The organism is Mangrovactinospora gilvigrisea (assembly GCF_001879105.1).
Lineage (GTDB): Bacteria > Actinomycetota > Actinomycetes > Streptomycetales > Streptomycetaceae > Mangrovactinospora > Mangrovactinospora gilvigrisea.
Window position 1 is genome coordinate 93,532 of sequence record NZ_MLCF01000043.1, and the last position, 15,244, is coordinate 108,775.

The 15,244-nt window shown below is 73.3% G+C and carries 11 protein-coding genes; 7 read left to right on the top strand and 4 right to left on the bottom strand.

Annotated elements, in window-relative coordinates:
- Window positions 1-34 precede the first annotated feature (34 nt).
- Window positions 35-1,123: a hypothetical protein gene (locus BIV57_RS24055; protein ID WP_139275563.1), complete on the bottom strand. Its 1,089-nt coding sequence runs from the start codon at window positions 1,121-1,123 to the stop codon at window positions 35-37.
- A gap of 409 nt (window positions 1,124-1,532) precedes the next feature.
- Between BIV57_RS24055 and BIV57_RS09520 the strand changes: the two genes are divergently transcribed.
- Window positions 1,533-2,321 (top strand): DUF4232 domain-containing protein, encoded by a 789-nt coding sequence (locus BIV57_RS09520; RefSeq protein WP_071656257.1) that lies wholly within the window; start codon window positions 1,533-1,535, stop codon window positions 2,319-2,321.
- Window positions 2,322-2,441: 120 nt separating this feature from the next.
- On the opposite strand, the gene BIV57_RS09525 is transcribed toward BIV57_RS09520, so the two are convergent.
- On the bottom strand, window positions 2,442-4,808 hold the full coding sequence (locus tag BIV57_RS09525; protein ID WP_245797500.1) for a transglycosylase domain-containing protein: 2,367 nt from the start codon (window positions 4,806-4,808) through the stop codon (window positions 2,442-2,444).
- Window positions 4,809-5,394: 586 nt separating this feature from the next.
- Here BIV57_RS09525 and BIV57_RS09535 point away from each other — a divergent pair.
- The 3 genes from BIV57_RS09535 to BIV57_RS09545 all read left to right on the top strand — a co-directional run bounded on the left by BIV57_RS09535 (window position 5,395) and on the right by BIV57_RS09545 (window position 9,332).
- Window positions 5,395-6,915 (top strand): MutS-related protein, encoded by a 1,521-nt coding sequence (locus BIV57_RS09535; protein ID WP_079170173.1) that lies wholly within the window; start codon window positions 5,395-5,397, stop codon window positions 6,913-6,915.
- Window positions 6,915-8,459 (top strand): MutS-related protein, encoded by a 1,545-nt coding sequence (locus tag BIV57_RS09540; RefSeq protein ID WP_071656260.1) that lies wholly within the window; start codon window positions 6,915-6,917, stop codon window positions 8,457-8,459. Before BIV57_RS09535 ends, BIV57_RS09540 begins: the two co-directional genes overlap by 1 nt.
- Before the next feature lie 114 nt (window positions 8,460-8,573).
- Complete coding sequence (locus BIV57_RS09545; RefSeq protein ID WP_071656261.1) at window positions 8,574-9,332, top strand: DUF998 domain-containing protein; 759 nt, start codon at window positions 8,574-8,576, stop codon at window positions 9,330-9,332.
- 79 nt (window positions 9,333-9,411) lie between these two features.
- Here BIV57_RS09545 and BIV57_RS09550 read toward each other — a convergent pair whose 3' ends face one another.
- Complete coding sequence (locus BIV57_RS09550) at window positions 9,412-10,092, bottom strand: phosphatase PAP2 family protein (RefSeq protein ID WP_071656326.1); 681 nt, start codon at window positions 10,090-10,092, stop codon at window positions 9,412-9,414.
- 237 nt (window positions 10,093-10,329) lie between these two features.
- Between BIV57_RS09550 and BIV57_RS09555 the strand changes: the two genes are divergently transcribed.
- From BIV57_RS09555 to BIV57_RS09565, 3 genes are all read left to right on the top strand, one after another.
- A complete protein-coding gene (locus BIV57_RS09555) occupies window positions 10,330-11,436 on the top strand; it encodes an ABC transporter ATP-binding protein (protein WP_071656262.1) in 1,107 nt (368 codons plus the stop codon).
- Window positions 11,437-11,594: 158 nt separating this feature from the next.
- Entirely contained in the window at window positions 11,595-12,881 is a 1,287-nt protein-coding gene (locus BIV57_RS09560; protein ID WP_071656263.1) for a DUF4032 domain-containing protein, read from the top strand.
- 93 nt (window positions 12,882-12,974) lie between these two features.
- Window positions 12,975-13,424, top strand: a complete 450-nt coding sequence (locus BIV57_RS09565; protein WP_071656264.1) for a hypothetical protein — start codon at window positions 12,975-12,977, stop codon at window positions 13,422-13,424.
- Between the two features lie 107 nt (window positions 13,425-13,531).
- On the opposite strand, the gene BIV57_RS09570 is transcribed toward BIV57_RS09565, so the two are convergent.
- Window positions 13,532-15,169 (bottom strand): DoxX family protein, encoded by a 1,638-nt coding sequence (locus BIV57_RS09570; RefSeq protein ID WP_107409519.1) that lies wholly within the window; start codon window positions 15,167-15,169, stop codon window positions 13,532-13,534.
- Window positions 15,170-15,244 lie beyond the last annotated feature (75 nt).

Below are 15,244 nucleotides of genomic sequence, written 5' to 3' on the forward strand. Positions count from 1 at the left end.
GCGGAACGGGTGGGTTTGGCTCGGGGCACGCGGGTCACTGTCCGTTCTGCGGCAGGGGGACGAACGGCGGTTCGGGTTCGGGGTGCTGCCGGTCGGCGGTCTCGTGCCAGGATCCCGAGCCGGACGGGGGTGCATGGCCGTCGAGCGGCGGCCGACTGCTCGGCACCGGCCCATCCGCGGGGGCGTTCGGGGTGCCCCCGCCCCAGCGGGCGAGGTAGGCCGCCGCGGCCGCACTGCGCATCGGCACGTCTGCGGAGTACGGCCGGGGCGCCGGCGGCCCCTGCGGTGAAGTCGCAGGCGGCGCGGGGGTGTACGCCCCGGCGGGCGGAAGGGCCGCGGGGGCGGGCCGGGGTGCTCGACCGCGGTCGGCCGGTCCGACGGCCGGGGGCAGCGCGGCCGGGGGCAGCGCGGCCGGTTCCGCGGTACGTCGGCCGGACACCGGCGCGGCCGCGGGTTCGGGCCTGCCCGACGGCGCCGGCGCGGGCCGCCCGGGGCGGACGACACGCATCAGCAGGACGAGCGCCGCCACCACCAGGCATGCCGCGTAACCGAACGTCACCAGCGGGCTGGAGACCGGGCGGCCCGCCTTCAGCCCGTGGACCAGGGCCGCGCACCACGCGAGGTATCCGCAGCTGTGCAGCAGCCGCCATCTCCTGGTGGCCTTCCGTCCGGGAGCGAAGGCACTGCGCGCCGCGCCGACCACGGCGGAGGCGACGAAGAGGTAGGCGGCTGTCGCACCGAGGCCGATGTAGAGCCGTTCGCGATCAGCCGCACCCGGCAGCAGCCCGCCCGCGCTCACCTCGCCGTACGCGATCTTCACCAGGATGTGCAGGGCCAGGAAGCACAGGCCCAGGACACCGGTTGCCCGGTGCACCGCCTGGGCCCATAACCGCTGACGCGGGCTCAGCAGGGCTCCGACGGTGGATATCTGGCCCCAGATCACCGTGGCGGTGAGCGAGAGAAGGGTGATCACGCCGGCCCAGAAGTCCAGGAATGCGCCGGCCCCCGTGAGGACGCCGCGCGGGTTGATGCCCAGCGCCGTGCCGCCGACGGTGACCGGCAGGACGACCACCGTGGTCAGGGCGATCGCCGCTCGGCGGCCGCGCGCCGGCGCACCCGCCATCGCGGCGAGCCGCACCCGGCGGGTCCGCCGCGGTGATGATGGCTCCGTCCGGCGCGCGGCCCCGGGTGGTCGGTGGTGATGAGCTGTCATGGTCTGGCGTCCCTCCGGTCAGGAGCACAGTGCTCGCCCGGACAGTAGAGTCGCCGAGAGACCGGCTGCGCGTCTCGGACTTGCCGCAACCCATCGTGATCGCAGAACCGTTCGAGTCCATCGCGATTGCCCCCGTGCGAGCTGGGACGATTCAGAGGCCTCCCCCTCCCCCTCCCCCCTCCCCACCGCCGTCGACCTGCGGGTTCTCCGGACGTAAGCGAAGCGTTTCCGAAACATCAGCGGCATCCGCCACAGTGGTGTCCACAGCGCGGGAACGACCGAAGGCGACGCCCGCACCGACCGCAGGGGGAACCCGATCATGCGCACTTCCCGGATCCGCATCGCCGCTCTGGCCTCCGTCACCGCCGCGCTCGCGCTGGGCCTCACCGCCTGCGGCAACGGCGACGGCAATGTGAAGGCGTCGGGCGGCGCGAGCGCCTCGGTCTCCGCGCACGGCAAGGGCGCCGACGACGGCTCCGGCCTCGGTGGCGACGGGACGGGCGGCGCGAAGCAGGCCAGCAGCGGCGGGACGGGCAAGGGCGGGGCCAAGGCGTCGTCCTCGGCCACCCCGGGGTCGGGCTCGGGCGGCTCGCAGGGCGGCGGTTCGGGCTCGGGCTCCTCCGGCTCGGGTTCCGGCTCCGGGTCCGGTTCGGGCTCGGGCTCCGGTTCGGGTTCCGGCTCGGGCGGTGGCGCCGCGGCGTGCCAGGGGGCCGCGATGCTGGTCACCGCGGTGCACGAGCTTGCCAACCAGCAGGGCGACCACCTGCTGCTGACCGCGTCCAACCAGGGCGACAAGCCCTGCTCGATCACCTCCTTCCCGTCGATCAAGCTGGGCGACGACGGCTCCGTCCTGCCGCACTCCTCCAAGGACAGCGGCGGCTCCGGGCGCATCACGCTGCCGGTCGGCGGCAAGGTCTACAGCGCGGTCGCGCTCTACGACTACGGCTCCGGCGACCAGTCGGCGACCTCCCTGGCCTTCGCACTGCGCGGCGCGGACGGCAGCGAGGGCCCGTTCTACTCGGTCGACGCGAGCGGCAGCACGCCCAAGTTCACCTGGAACGAGGCCGACGTGCTCAACTGGAACACCGAGAAGCCCTACAACTTCTGACGCGCCGAACGCCGCAAGGGCCGGGCCCCCCGATCGTGGATCGGGGGGCCCGGCCCTTGTCGTTCAACCGCTCACGGGCTCACGGCACCGCTACCGCTACCGCTACCGCTACGACCACCACTACCAGTGGTGCCCCTTCCCCCGGGACGAGGTCGCCGTGGGCGTCGAGGTGTCGGTCGGGTTCCCGCCGGGGCAGGTGATCAGGCCGCACCAGCCGCCGGAGGTGTCCGTCGCCGAGGGCGTCGGGTCCGGCGTGTTGCCGCCGGTGGGCGTCGCGGTCGGGCAGGTCCGGTTCCGGCCGTGGCCGGGCGGGCAGCCGGTGTCGGTGGCGGACGGCGTGGGGCTCGGCGTCGGCGAGTTGTCGGTCGGCGTCGGCGAGGGGCTCGGCGACGCGCCGTTCTCGTCGGCGCCCTTGCCCAGGTCGGGAGCCTGCGGGAAGTTCTGCACCGGCTTGCCGTGGAGGGCGGCCTGCATGTAGTTCGTCCACACCTCGGTCGGCATGTTGGCGCCGTAGACCTTCTCGTCGCCGCCGACGCCCTTCATGCTCAGCAGCGCCGGGTGCTTCGGGTCCTCGCGGAACATCGAGACCGAGGTGACCAGCTGCGGGGTGTAGCCGATGAACCAGGCCGACTTGTACTCGTCGGTCGTACCGGTCTTGCCGGCCACCGGGCGGCCGAGGGCCTTGGCGTTGCTGCCGGTACCGTTCTGGACCACGTTCTGCAGCACCTTGGTGACCGTGTTGGCGGTGTCGGACGGCATCGCGCGGACGGTCTTGGGCTTGTCGAAGCCCGTCATCGGCTTGCCGCTGTTGAGCACCTTGGTCACCGAGTAGGGGTCGCGCTGCAGCCCCTGGTTGGCGAAGGTGGCGTAGGCGTCGGCCATCCGGATCGCGGAGGGCGTCGAGGTGCCGATGTAGAAGCCGGGCGTGTCGTACTGCAGCGAGGTCTTCAGCAGGCCGGCGGAGAGGGCTTCCTTCTCCACGTTGTCGTACCCGGTGTACTCGCCGAGCTGGACGTACGGCGTGTTGATGGACTCCTGCATCGCGTAGTTGAGCGTCACGAAGCCGTACTTGGTCGCGACGTCGTTCTTCTGGTGGAAGAGGCCCGTGGGGTCCTTGCTGTCCGGGATCACCTTCCCGGCCTGGTTCTTGATGGTGATGAGGTCGTTGCCGTTGAACTTCGAGTCCGGCGTGATCTTGGACGCGGAGGCGCCCGGGTTCAGCACCGCGCCGTTCTCCAGCGCCGCGGCGAGCACGATCGGCTTGAACGTCGATCCGACCGGCACGCCCTGGGCGTCGGCGTTGTTGGAGTAGTGGCCCTTGTCGAAGCCCGCGCCGCCGTAGATGGCGACCAGCGCTCCGGTCGTCGGGTCCACCGAGGCGGCGCCGACCTGCACGTTCTTGTCGATGGAGCGCAGCTTGGTGTTGAGGTGCTTGGCCTGCATCTTGTTGACGGAGGCCTGCAGGTCGTTGACCTTGCCGCGGTCGAAGGTGGTGTAGACCTGGTAGCCGCCCCGGCTGAACTGCTGCTCCGTCAGGTGCGCCTTCTGCTCGACGTACTTGGCGGCGGTGTCCATCAGGTAGCCCTTCTGGCCGCTGATGGAGCTGTTGTCCGACTGGGGCTTGGGGACCGGGAAGCCGGCCTTCATGATCTGGTCGTACTCGGCCGGCGAGATCTTGTTGAGCTTCTTCATCCAGCCCAGCACGTACTGCCAGCGGTTGGTGGCCGCGGCGCGGGCGCCGGCGTCGCTGTCCGCGTTCATCAGCACGGACGGCTCGTTGACGGTGGAGGCGATGAACGCGCCCTGGCTCACCGTCAGCTGGGAGGCGTGCACGTGGTAGTACGCCTCGGCGGCGGCCTCGATGCCGTTGGCGCCGCGCCCGTAGTAGCTGCTGTTGAGGTAGCCCTGGAGGATCTGCTGCTTGCTGTACTCCGAGCCGATCTTCAGGGAGATCATGATCTCCTTGAACTTCCGGCTGACGGTCTGCTGCTGGGAGAGCATCGCGTTCTTGACGAACTGCTGAGTGATCGTCGAACCCGACTGCACATCCCCGCCGCTGGCCATGTGGTAGACAGCACGCACCATGCCGAGCGGGTCGACGCCCTTGTCGGTGTAGAAGGTGCGGTTCTCGGCGGCGAGGAAGTCCCACTGGACCTTCGCGGGCACCTGGCCGAGCGTCACGTTCTGCCGGTTGACCGAGCCCTGCCGGCCCAGCACGGTGCCGTCGGACCAGTAGAAGACGTTGTCCTGGGCCTGGGTGCTGGGGTTGGGGCTGGGGATGTCCAGCGTCATGTAGTAGACGGCGCAGGCGGCCATGCCGCCGCCGCAGACCAGCAGGACGACGCCGAGGATCCACTTCCAGCCGGGGATCCGGAAGCGGCGCTTGCCGCCCCCGGTCGCGGAGCCGCGTCCGCCGCCGCTGCCCGCGGCGCGGCGGCGTCCGCCGCTGCCGCCGTGGCCGCCCATGTTGGAGGCGGCGGGTTCCATGCGGCGGGTGGACGGACCGGACGAGGACGGACCGGACGAGGACGGGCCGGACGAGGGCGGGCCCGACGAGGACGGCGGGGGGCCGGTCCTCCGGGGGCCTCCGGACGCCCGGCGCGAGCCGGAACCGCCCGTCGCACCTCGCAACCAGGACGGCGGGTTGGCCCCGGACCGTGACGGGCCCTTGCGACGGTGATCACTCATAACTGCCGGATTCCTCCAGTGGCGGCCCGGCTTCGGGGCCCGGTCGTCTGCGTATCCCCCTTGCTACGCGTGAGCACTGTAATGGACTACGGGCCTGTAGACGCCCGCGGGGCGGCGGCGGTTGCGCGCCACCGGGGTGAAGCACGAGGCCCGCACCGCCCCGCCAGGACTGTAGTGCGGGCAGCTGTGGGGGAGTTCCAACTCCCGGCAACACGCCGGTCGGTAGGGGGTGAACCCAGTCACATCGGTGTTGCCGTCCACCCCATAGCGGTACCAATCAGGCGTAAGGTTCCTCCCTCGCCGCGGCCCGGGAGCGCCGCCCCGGGCAATCGCATGGCCCCGGGACCGTTCACGGCGAGGCCACCCCGTGCCTAGGCTTGCGCCCGTGGCAACCAGCGCCCTCGACGACCTGAACCTCACCGCACTCATCGACGCACTCCTCCTCACCCAACCGCCCGGCGAACGCGACGCCCTGGCGCCGCGCTACCGGACGGGGCTCACCGACCCCGCCGATGTCGCCCACCGTCACGAGATCGTCCGGGACCTGTCGAACACGCAGGTGTCGGACGCGGTGCGGGGCTTCACCCGGGCGCTGCGCAACATCCGCGAGCACCTGTCGCTCGGCGAGCGCCTCCCCCACCCGCTGCAGAACCACCTGGTGCGGCTGGAGGCGGTGCACGACTACGGCGCCGCCGTCACCGCCTTCGCGGAGGCGCTCACCGCCCCGGAGGCGGAGCCGGACGGCCTGGGCGCCGCCCTCGGCGAGCTCGTCGCCCATCTGCGCTCCGCACTCACCCCGGGCACGCCCTTCGCCGAGCTGCGGGCGGCCGCCGACAAGGTCACCGCGGACCTCGCCGAGGTCCGCTACACCCTGCACATCCGCGCCAACCGGATCAGCGTCTCCCGGCACCGCGGGGAGCGCGACCACGGCGCGGACATCGCCGGCCTCTTCGCCCGGTTCCGCCGCGAGGGCGCCCCCTCCCATCTCGCCGCGATGCCCCGCGACCTGGAGATGGACCCGGTCGAGGCGCGCATCCTGGGCCTGGTCGCCGACCTCAACCCGGAGCCGTTCGCGGCCCTGGAGGAGTTCGCCGCCAAGCACCGCGACTTCCTCGACCCGGTGCTCGTCGACTTCGACCACGAGATCCGCTTCTACCTGGCCTATCTGGACTTCACCGGGCCGCTGCGGGACGCCGGGCTGCCGTTCTGCCTGCCGCGGATCAACGAGCCCGGCGGGCCGGTGCGCATCCTGGACGGCTACGACCTGGCACTCGCCGACAAGCTCGCCCACGAGCGCCCGGACACCGGCGCCGAGGCGATCGTCGTCAACAGCGTCGCCCTGGAGCCGCCGGAGCGGCTGCTCGTGGTCACCGGCCCCAACCAGGGCGGCAAGACCACCTTCGCCCGGATGTTCGGCCAGCTGCACCACCTCGCCGCGCTCGGCCTGCCGGTGCCCGCCGCCGACGCCGAACTGCCGCTGCCCGACAACCTCTTCACGCACTTCGAGCGCGAGGAGGACCTGCGGACGCTGCGCGGCAAGCTCGACGACGAGCTGGTGCGCATCCGCGAGGCGCTGGAGGAGGCCACCTCCCGCAGCGTCGTCATCATGAACGAGAGCTTCAGCTCCACCTCGCTGCACGACGCCCGCTTCATCGGCGAGCACGTCCTGGACAAGCTCGCCGCGCTCGACGTCACCTGCCTCTACGTCACCTTCGTCGACGAGCTGGCCGCCCTGCCGCGCCACGGGGAGCGGACGGTCTCGCTGGTCGCCACGATCGTCCCGGACGACCCCTCGCAGCGCACCTACCGGCTGGTCCGCCGCCCCGCCGACGGCCGCGCCTACGCCACCGCCATCGCCGCCAAGTACGGCCTCACCCACGACGCCCTCCGGGAGCGACTGCGCTGATGGACGTCCGACTCCTGCACTCCGACCGCGAGTTCGCCCCCGACACCGCGGACCGCCCGCTCGCCCACTCCGGCGACCTCACCGACGACCTCGAACTGGACACCCTGCTCGCCGCCATGGACCCGCCGGACGAGGCCGCCGCCGCGACCGCCCGCGCCGCGCTGCTGGCGCCGCTGCGCACCCCGGACGAGATCCGCTACCGGCAGCGCGTGCACGCCGACGCCCTCGCCCACGAGAGCGCCGTCCGCGAGCTGCACACGCTCGCCGCCGACGCCCTGGAGCGGGAGCGGCGGCTCAGCATCGTCCTGTACCCCACGCCGGAGTCGGTGCTGCGGCGCGCCGTCAACTCGCTGGACGTGCTCACCGAGCGCCTCCGCGCGCTGCGCCGGCTCGCCGCCCGCCTCGCCGCCCAGGACGGCTGGGCATCCGAGGGCTTCACCGGCCTCTTCGCCGAGCTGGACGGCGAGGTCGACGACGACTGGTTCCGCGAGGTCGCCCGGCACCTGAAGGAGCTGCAGTTCCGCCGCGGCATCCTGCTCTCCGCGCGGCTCGGCGACGGCGGCCGCGCCACCGAACTGGCCCTCGGCCGGCCCGACCCGGACGCGCCGGACCCGGCCGACCGCAAGCCGGCCCGCCGCTTCCCGCTCGGGCCGCGCCGCCCGGACACGCTCAGCTTCACCCTCCCGGAGAACGACGACCGCAATGCCAAGGCGCTGGAGGAGCTGCGCGACCGCGGCCTGAACTCCGTCGCCGACGCGGTCGCCACCGCCGCCGACCACCTGCGCGACTGGTTCGCCGCGCTCCACCGCGAGCTCGGCTTCCACCTCTGCCTGCTCAACCTGCGCAAGCGGCTCGCCGACCGCGGGCTGCCGCTGTGCACGCCGGAGCCGCTTCAGCCGGGCACCGCGGCGCTCGCCGCCCGCGACCTCTACGACCCCGGGCTCGCCCTCACCGCGGACGCGTCCACCGCTATCACCCGCAACGACGTCGAAGCGGGCGGCGCCCCGCTGATCCTGGTCACCGGCGCCAACCAGGGCGGCAAGTCCACCTTCCTGCGCAGCGTCGGCACCGCCCAGCTGCTGCTGCAGTGCGGGGCGTTCGCGCCCGCGGCGGAGTTCCGCGCGGAGGTGCGCACGGGGCTCTTCACCCACTACCGGCGGCGCGAGGACGCCACCATGACGCACGGCAAGCTGGAGGAGGAGCTGGCCAGGATGAGCGGCATCGCCGACGTCCTCGCCCCGGGCGCGCTGCTGCTGTGCAACGAGTCGTTCGCCGCCACCAACGAGCGGGAGGGCTCCGAGATCGCCCGGGAGATCCTCACCGCGCTCACCGCCTCCGGTGTGCGGATCGTCTTCGTCACCCATCTCTTCGCGCTCGCCGACGGGTTCGGGGGCGACGCGGACGCGGTCCGGCTGCGCGCCGAGCGCCGCGACGACGGCACCCGCACCTTCCGGATCGTCCCCGGCGACCCGCTCCCCACCAGCCACGGGGAGGACGTCTACAAGCGGGTCTTCGGCACGGCAGGCGCTGCGCCCCACCCGTAGGGGTGGGGTTTGCCCCCGGGTCGATCCACCGGATCACTCCATCGTTTCGCGGACTCCTGGTCGACAGGCTGATCAGTAGGAAAGAGCAGCCCTACCGAGCCACCGGGAGCCCCCGTGACCACCGCGATCCTCGACCCCCAGACCCGGACCCGGCCCCTCCCCCTGCGCGCCGCCGCCCCGGCGCCCGCCCCGGCGAAGCCGCGGCGCTCGGTCGTCCCGCTGGCCTGGACGCGGCTGGCCGTCTGGGGGCCGGTCACCGCGCTCGCCGCGATGCTCGCGGTGCACCTGGCCGGCCACCTCAACCCGGTGACCAGCGTGCTCTCCTCCTACGCGCTCGCCCCGGGCACGGCGGGCCTCTTCGCGGTCGCGGTGCTGGCGCTGGGCGCCGGCGCGGCGGGCCTGGGACGGGCGCTCCGCACGGCGGCCCCGGCGGTCGGCCGGGCCGTCCCCGCGCTGCTCGCGGTGACGGCGGGGATGCTGGCCCTGACGGTGATCTTCCCGACCGACGCGGAGTTCGCGCCGATCTCGCTGAGCGGCAACATCCACCGCTACGCGGCGACGGTGGCGATGGTCGCGATGCCGGTGGCCGGGCTGCTGACGGCCCGTCGGCTGCGCGTCGGCGCGTGGCGGCGGGTCGGCAAGGCGGCGGCGCTGGCGACGGGGGCGTCGCTGCTGACCCTGGTGGTCTACCTGGTCACCTGCATCCCCTCGGTGCTCCCCCACACGCCCCTCGCCGAGGCCTTCAACGCCGCCTTCCCGGGCTTCAACGCCCGCGGCCTCACCGAGCGGATCGTCCTGACGGCCGAGGTCGCCCTCGTCCTCACCACCGGCCTCTCCCTCCTCAAGGCCACCACCTCCCGCCGCGCCGCCTGACCTCCTGGCCGCCCCTCCGCCCCGGCACCCCGCCCACAGCGCGGGGCGCCGGGGCGTCGGCGGTGACCACGACGGCGCGCTACCAACCCACCGGGCCCTCGCCGCGTCCGAACACCACCCACCCGAAGTCGGACCCCCGCGCCCGGTCCACCACACCCCCCAGCAACGCCGCCGCCCACACCAGCAGCCCCCCGACGACCGCACCCACCACCCACCCCGCCCACACATCGTGCGGATAGTGCACCCCCACCAGCACCCGCGAGGCCCCCATCAGCAGCGCCGCCACCACCGACACCAGCGCCATCCACCCCACCCCCCGCCGGCCCCGGGGCGACCCCGCCGGCCCCGCCGTCCGAGGCGCCCTCGGCACCGACAGCGCCAACCCCACCGCCGCCACCGCCGCCGCCGCGGCGATCACCGCGTGGTTGCTGGGGAACGACCAGTCCGTCCGCCCCGGGCAGACCACCACCGTCCGCACCCGCAGGGCCACGCACGGCCGCACCTCCCGCGCCGCGGCCTTCACCACCTCGTTGATCCCGTACGCGGCCACCACCGCCACCGGTGCCGCCCACGCCCGCGCCATCGCCCGCCCCGGGGCGGGCCGCGCCGCCCACCACCCCCACACCATCAGCAGCGCGAACACCGCCAGCCCGTACTCGGCGTAGCCGGAGATCAGCGAGCGCAGCCAATCCGGCTGCCGATCCGCCCACTCGGCGATCGTCCGGTAGAGGCCGCCGTCCATCCCTGAACCCAACTCCATGACGGACAAAGCTACCCAACATCACCCAAACCCCAGCCGAGCCACACCCCCGCACACGACCGACCGCCGCTGAATTCACCACCGCACAGGTACTGACAAAGTCGCAACACCCGGTTAACGTTCGAGCAGGCCGACGCTCCTCGGCCCGGACTCCGGAGCCCGCCCGGGCATCGGGGGCCTCCATCCTTTACTCGGATCGTCCGGCACGTTCCTGCCGGTGAAGGGGAGATTGAGTCAATGGCGACCGTTACGTACGACAAGGCCACCCGTATATACCCGGGCACCGAGAAGCCCGCCGTGGACAAGCTCGACATCGAGTGCGCCGACGGCGAGTTCCTCGTTCTGGTCGGCCCCTCCGGCTGCGGCAAGTCGACGTCCCTCCGCATGCTCGCGGGCCTCGAGGACGTCAACGAGGGCTCCATCCGCATCGGCGACCGCGAGGTGACGCACCTTCCCCCGAAGGACCGCGACATCGCGATGGTGTTCCAGAACTACGCGCTGTACCCGCACATGACCGTCGCCGACAACATGGGCTTCGCCCTGAAGATCGCCGGCGTCAACAAGGCGGACATCCGCAAGCGCGTCGAGGAGGCGGCCAAGCTCCTGGACCTCATGGAGTACCTGGACCGCAAGCCGAAGGCGCTCTCCGGCGGTCAGCGCCAGCGTGTCGCGATGGGCCGCGCCATCGTCCGTGAGCCGCAGGTCTTCCTCATGGACGAGCCGCTGTCCAACCTGGACGCCAAGCTCCGCGTCCAGACCCGCACCCAGATCGCCGCGCTGCAGCGCCGCCTCGGCGTCACCACCGTCTACGTCACCCACGACCAGGTCGAGGCCATGACGATGGGCGACCGCGTGGCGGTGCTCAAGGACGGCCTGCTGCAGCAGATCGACACCCCGCGGAACATGTACGACCGCCCGAACAACCTCTTCGTCGCGGGCTTCATCGGCTCCCCGGCGATGAACCTGGTCGAGGTGCCCGTCGCCGACGGCGGAGTCAAGTTCGGCAACTCGATCGTCCCGGTCACCCGCGACGCGCTGGGCCAGGCCGGCTCGGACAAGACCGTCACGGTCGGCGTCCGCCCGGAGCACTTCGACGTCTCCAAGGCGGGCGAGGGCACGTCCAAGGGCGACGAGGGCCTGCCGGTCTCCGTCAACGTGGTCGAGGAGCTGGGCGCGGACGCCTACGTCTACGGCACCATCGAGGTCGGCGGCGAGTCGCGCGACCTGGTGGTCCGCGTGAGCGGCCGCGACATCCCGATGAAGGGCGAGACGCTGCGCGTCGTGCCGCGCTCCGGCGAGACGCACGTCTTCTCCACCTCCACCGGCAACCGCCTCGGCGACTGACGCCGAAGCATCGTTCCGACCCGCACCCCATTCGCCCGGCGCAGCCGGGCGGGTGGGGTGCGGGGGTTTCAGGGCGGCACCGCCCGGGCCCGCACCACGCGGCCCGCTACCGTGCCCCTCGACCGCAACCCGACCCACGGACCGCAACGGATCGCAGCGTGAAACTCACCGCCGCATCGCCCACCCAGGCCCCCACCGAACTCCTCGCCCTGCCCTGGAACCTCCCCCTCACCGCGTGGCCCGACGACATCCTCGTCGACCTGCCCCGCGGCATCTCCCGCCACGAGGTCCGCTTCGTCTGCTCCTCGCACAGCGCGAGCGGCGACGTCCTGGCCGTCAAGGAGATCGGCGAGCACTCCGCGCTCCGCGAGTACTCCCTGCTGCGCGACCTGGACCGGCTCGGGGTGCCCTCCGTCGACCCCGTCGCGGTCGTCACCGGCCGCTCCGACAGGGACGGCAACCCCCTCGAACCCGCCCTCGTCACCCGGCACCTGGCCCGCTCGCTGCCCTACCGGGCGATGTTCGAGCAGACCATGCGGCCGGACACCATAGAGCGGCTGCTGGACGCGCTGGCCGTGCTCCTCGTCCGGCTGCACCTGGTCGGCTTCGCCTGGAACGACTGCTCGCTCTCCAACACCCTCTTCCGGCGCGACGCCGGCGCCTTCGCCGCCTACCTGGTCGACGCCGAGACGGGCGACCTGCGGCCGTCGCTCTCCGACGGGCAGCGGCAGTACGACATCGAGACCGCCCAGATGAACATCGCCGGCGAGTTCTACGACCTCGCCGAGGGCGGCCTGCTGCACCCCTCGCTCGACCCGATCGTCCTCGCCGAGGTGGTGCTCTCCCGCTACCTCGACCTGTGGCACGAGCTGACGGCCCCCACCGTCTACCGCTCCGACCAGCGCCACCGCATCGACGCGCGGGTGCGCCGCCTCAACGAACTCGGCTTCGACGTGGGCGAGCTGCAGATCGACAACCATCCCGACGGCGGCAAGGTGACGATCATCCCCAAGGTGGTGGACGCCGGCCACCACCAGCGGCAACTGCTCCGCCTCACCGGGCTGGACGTCCAGGAGAACCAGGCCCGCCGCCTCCTGAACGACCTGGAGGCGTTCACCGCGGTGCAGCCGGACCACGACCCGGACGACCCGGTGATGTCCGCGTCGCCCGAGGTGATCGCGCACCGCTGGCTGCGCGAGGTGTTCCGTCCGGCGATCCGGATGGTGCCGCGCCGGCTGCGGCCGTCGATCGACCCGGCGCAGGTCTTCCACGAGATGCTCGACCACCGCTGGTTCCTCTCCGAGGAGTCCGAGCACGACGTCGGGATGGAGACGGCGGCGCGCGACTACGTCGACAAGGTCCTGCTGCCCTCCCTCGACCCGGCGCTGCTGGACCCCGCCCGGATCGACGAGAATGCCCTTCAATCCAAACGCCCTGACGATTAGTCAATTCGCTGCACGGGCCATCACCCTCACGCGTGTCATCCTTTCGCGTGTTCCCCGGGATTCGGATCTTTATGGCTCGCTAGCATCGCCAGAGTGAATCAGGCAGCACGCCGACTCGGCAGATCAATCGCACTCATCCTTCCGGTTTCGCTGGTGCTCTCCGGCACGCTGGCCGTCACCCGGGTGCCCTGGGTCGCCTCCTCCGCGGGCTCCCAGCTCCTGACGGCCTCCACCTCGACGGGAGGCGGCTCCGAGCATGCCGCCCGCCCCGCCGCGGCGCCGCCGCAGCAGCACCGGCCCCTGACGGCCGCGGGCCTCAAGGGCTCGCTGCTGACGACGGTTCGGGAGAAGGACCCGGGCGTCGCGCTCAACGACCTGAACCGCGCCGTGCTGGAGCACCCCTCCCTCGCGGCGCACTGCACCGCGCTGGCGCACAGCATCGGGCACGCGGCCGTCGCCAAGTACGGCGCGGCCAAGGCCCGCACGTTCGCGCGCCCGGTCTGCGACGCCTCCTATCTGAACGCCACCGACGGAAGAAGCTGAATCCAAGGAAACAGCACCTCGACAGCAGGGAAGGAGGAGGGCGGCCCGGGAATTCCCGGGCCGCCCTCCTTCCCTGCTGTTGCCGTGTTCTTTCCGCGGCGCTCCGGCTACCCGCCGAGCAGGCCGCCCAGCGTGCTGCCGTCGCCGCCCCCGCCGCCGCTGGAGGGGCGCGCATGGGTCGGCGCCGGCTGCTGCGCGCCGCCCGTGCCGCTGCTGTGCGAGGACGTCGTCGCGCCGCCCCCGGTGCCCGTCCCGGACGGCTCCCGGCCGTAGCCGTGGGACGAGGACGTCCCCTGGCCCGAGCCGGCCGGCGCACCGCCGGTCGTCGTCCCCGAGGGGGAGCGGGACGGCGCCCCGCTCGGCACCACCGCCGAGTTGGACGGCGTCGGCGACGGCGAGCTCGACCGGGTCGGCGACGGCGCGGCGGAGTGCAGCCGCGGCTCACCCGGCACCACCGGCCCCATCGGCGAGGAGCTGTGCGAGGGCAGCGGCTCCTGCGCCGGCAGCCCCGGCCCCGTCCCGGTGCGGGCCTGGCCGCGGGTGGAGGCGCCCAGCCCGGCGCCGAGCAGCAGCGTCAGGCCCAGCACCAGCGCCACCATCGGGGTGCCTCGGACGATCACCCGGCGGCGCAGCTGCCACACCTCGGGGCGCGGCTGGAAGCGCCGCCACGCCTCGGCGGCGAGCCGGCTGTCGATGGAGAACAGCGGGGCCCCGGCGATCAGCAGCGGGCTCCAGGCGGCCAGGTAGAGCGCCGCCGGGGTGTCCCACACCGGCGCCGACCGCCAGCTAACCGTCACCAGCAGGGCCGCCGCCAGCAGCATCCCGGCCGCGGCGCAGACCCGCTGCCACAGGCCGAGCACCGACAGCGCGCCGATGGCGATCTGGACGAAGGCCACCGTCAGGCCGGAGCCGATCGGGTGCTGGATGGCGAAGTCGACCAGCGGGGCGGCCAGTTGCCAGGGGTGCAGCGACAGCAGCCAGCGCATCATCGAGCCGCGCGAGCCGCCGTCGAAGTACACCGGGTCGGTGAGCTTGGCGACCCCCGCGCCGATCATCATCACGCCCAGCACGATGCGCAGCGGCAGCAGCACCAGGCCCAGGTTCATCCGCCGCCCGGGGTACCAGGCGTGCACCCCGGTCAGCCGGCGGAACGCGCCGGTCTGCTCGGTGGCGCTGAGCGGGACGGCGGGCCGCGCCTCGTCCTGCGGCGGGGCGATCCGCACCGGCGGCATCATCGCCGTCTCCTGCAGCGGCGGGGGCGTCGGCGCCGGCACGGGCCGCGTCACCCCTCCCCCGCCGGGCCGGCGGCGCAGCACCCGCGCCCCGGCCGCGACGACGGGCAGCGCCTGCGTCGCCTCGGGGTCGCCGCCGCCGGAACCGCCGTGGCCCGCGAGGCCGTTGGGGAGGGCGGGGCCGGGAGCGCCGGCGCGCCGGCCGCCCACCGCGCCCGCGCCGACGGCGGAGGCGAGCAGGGCGGCCGCGGCGTCACCGGAGGCCGCGGCGGCGTGCCGGTCCGGCATCACCACCCGGCGGCGCGGCGGCCGCGCCACCCCGGACCCGGCCACCACCCCGGTGTGCCCGATCGCGGAGGCGCTGGCCCGGCCGACGGCCGCGGCAGCGCCGCCCCGGATCAGCGGGATGCCGGTCAGTGAGGTCTCCATCGGGGTCTCCGGCGGCGCCGCGCGGCGCGCCGAGACGCCCCTGCCGGGCAGGCTCACCCGGAAGCTGACCCCCGTGGTCGCCACTCGCGCGGGGTCGCTCGGCACCCGGTGATGGGAGCCGGGCCCCGCGTCCCCGGTCAGCTCGTCGCTCCCGCCCGC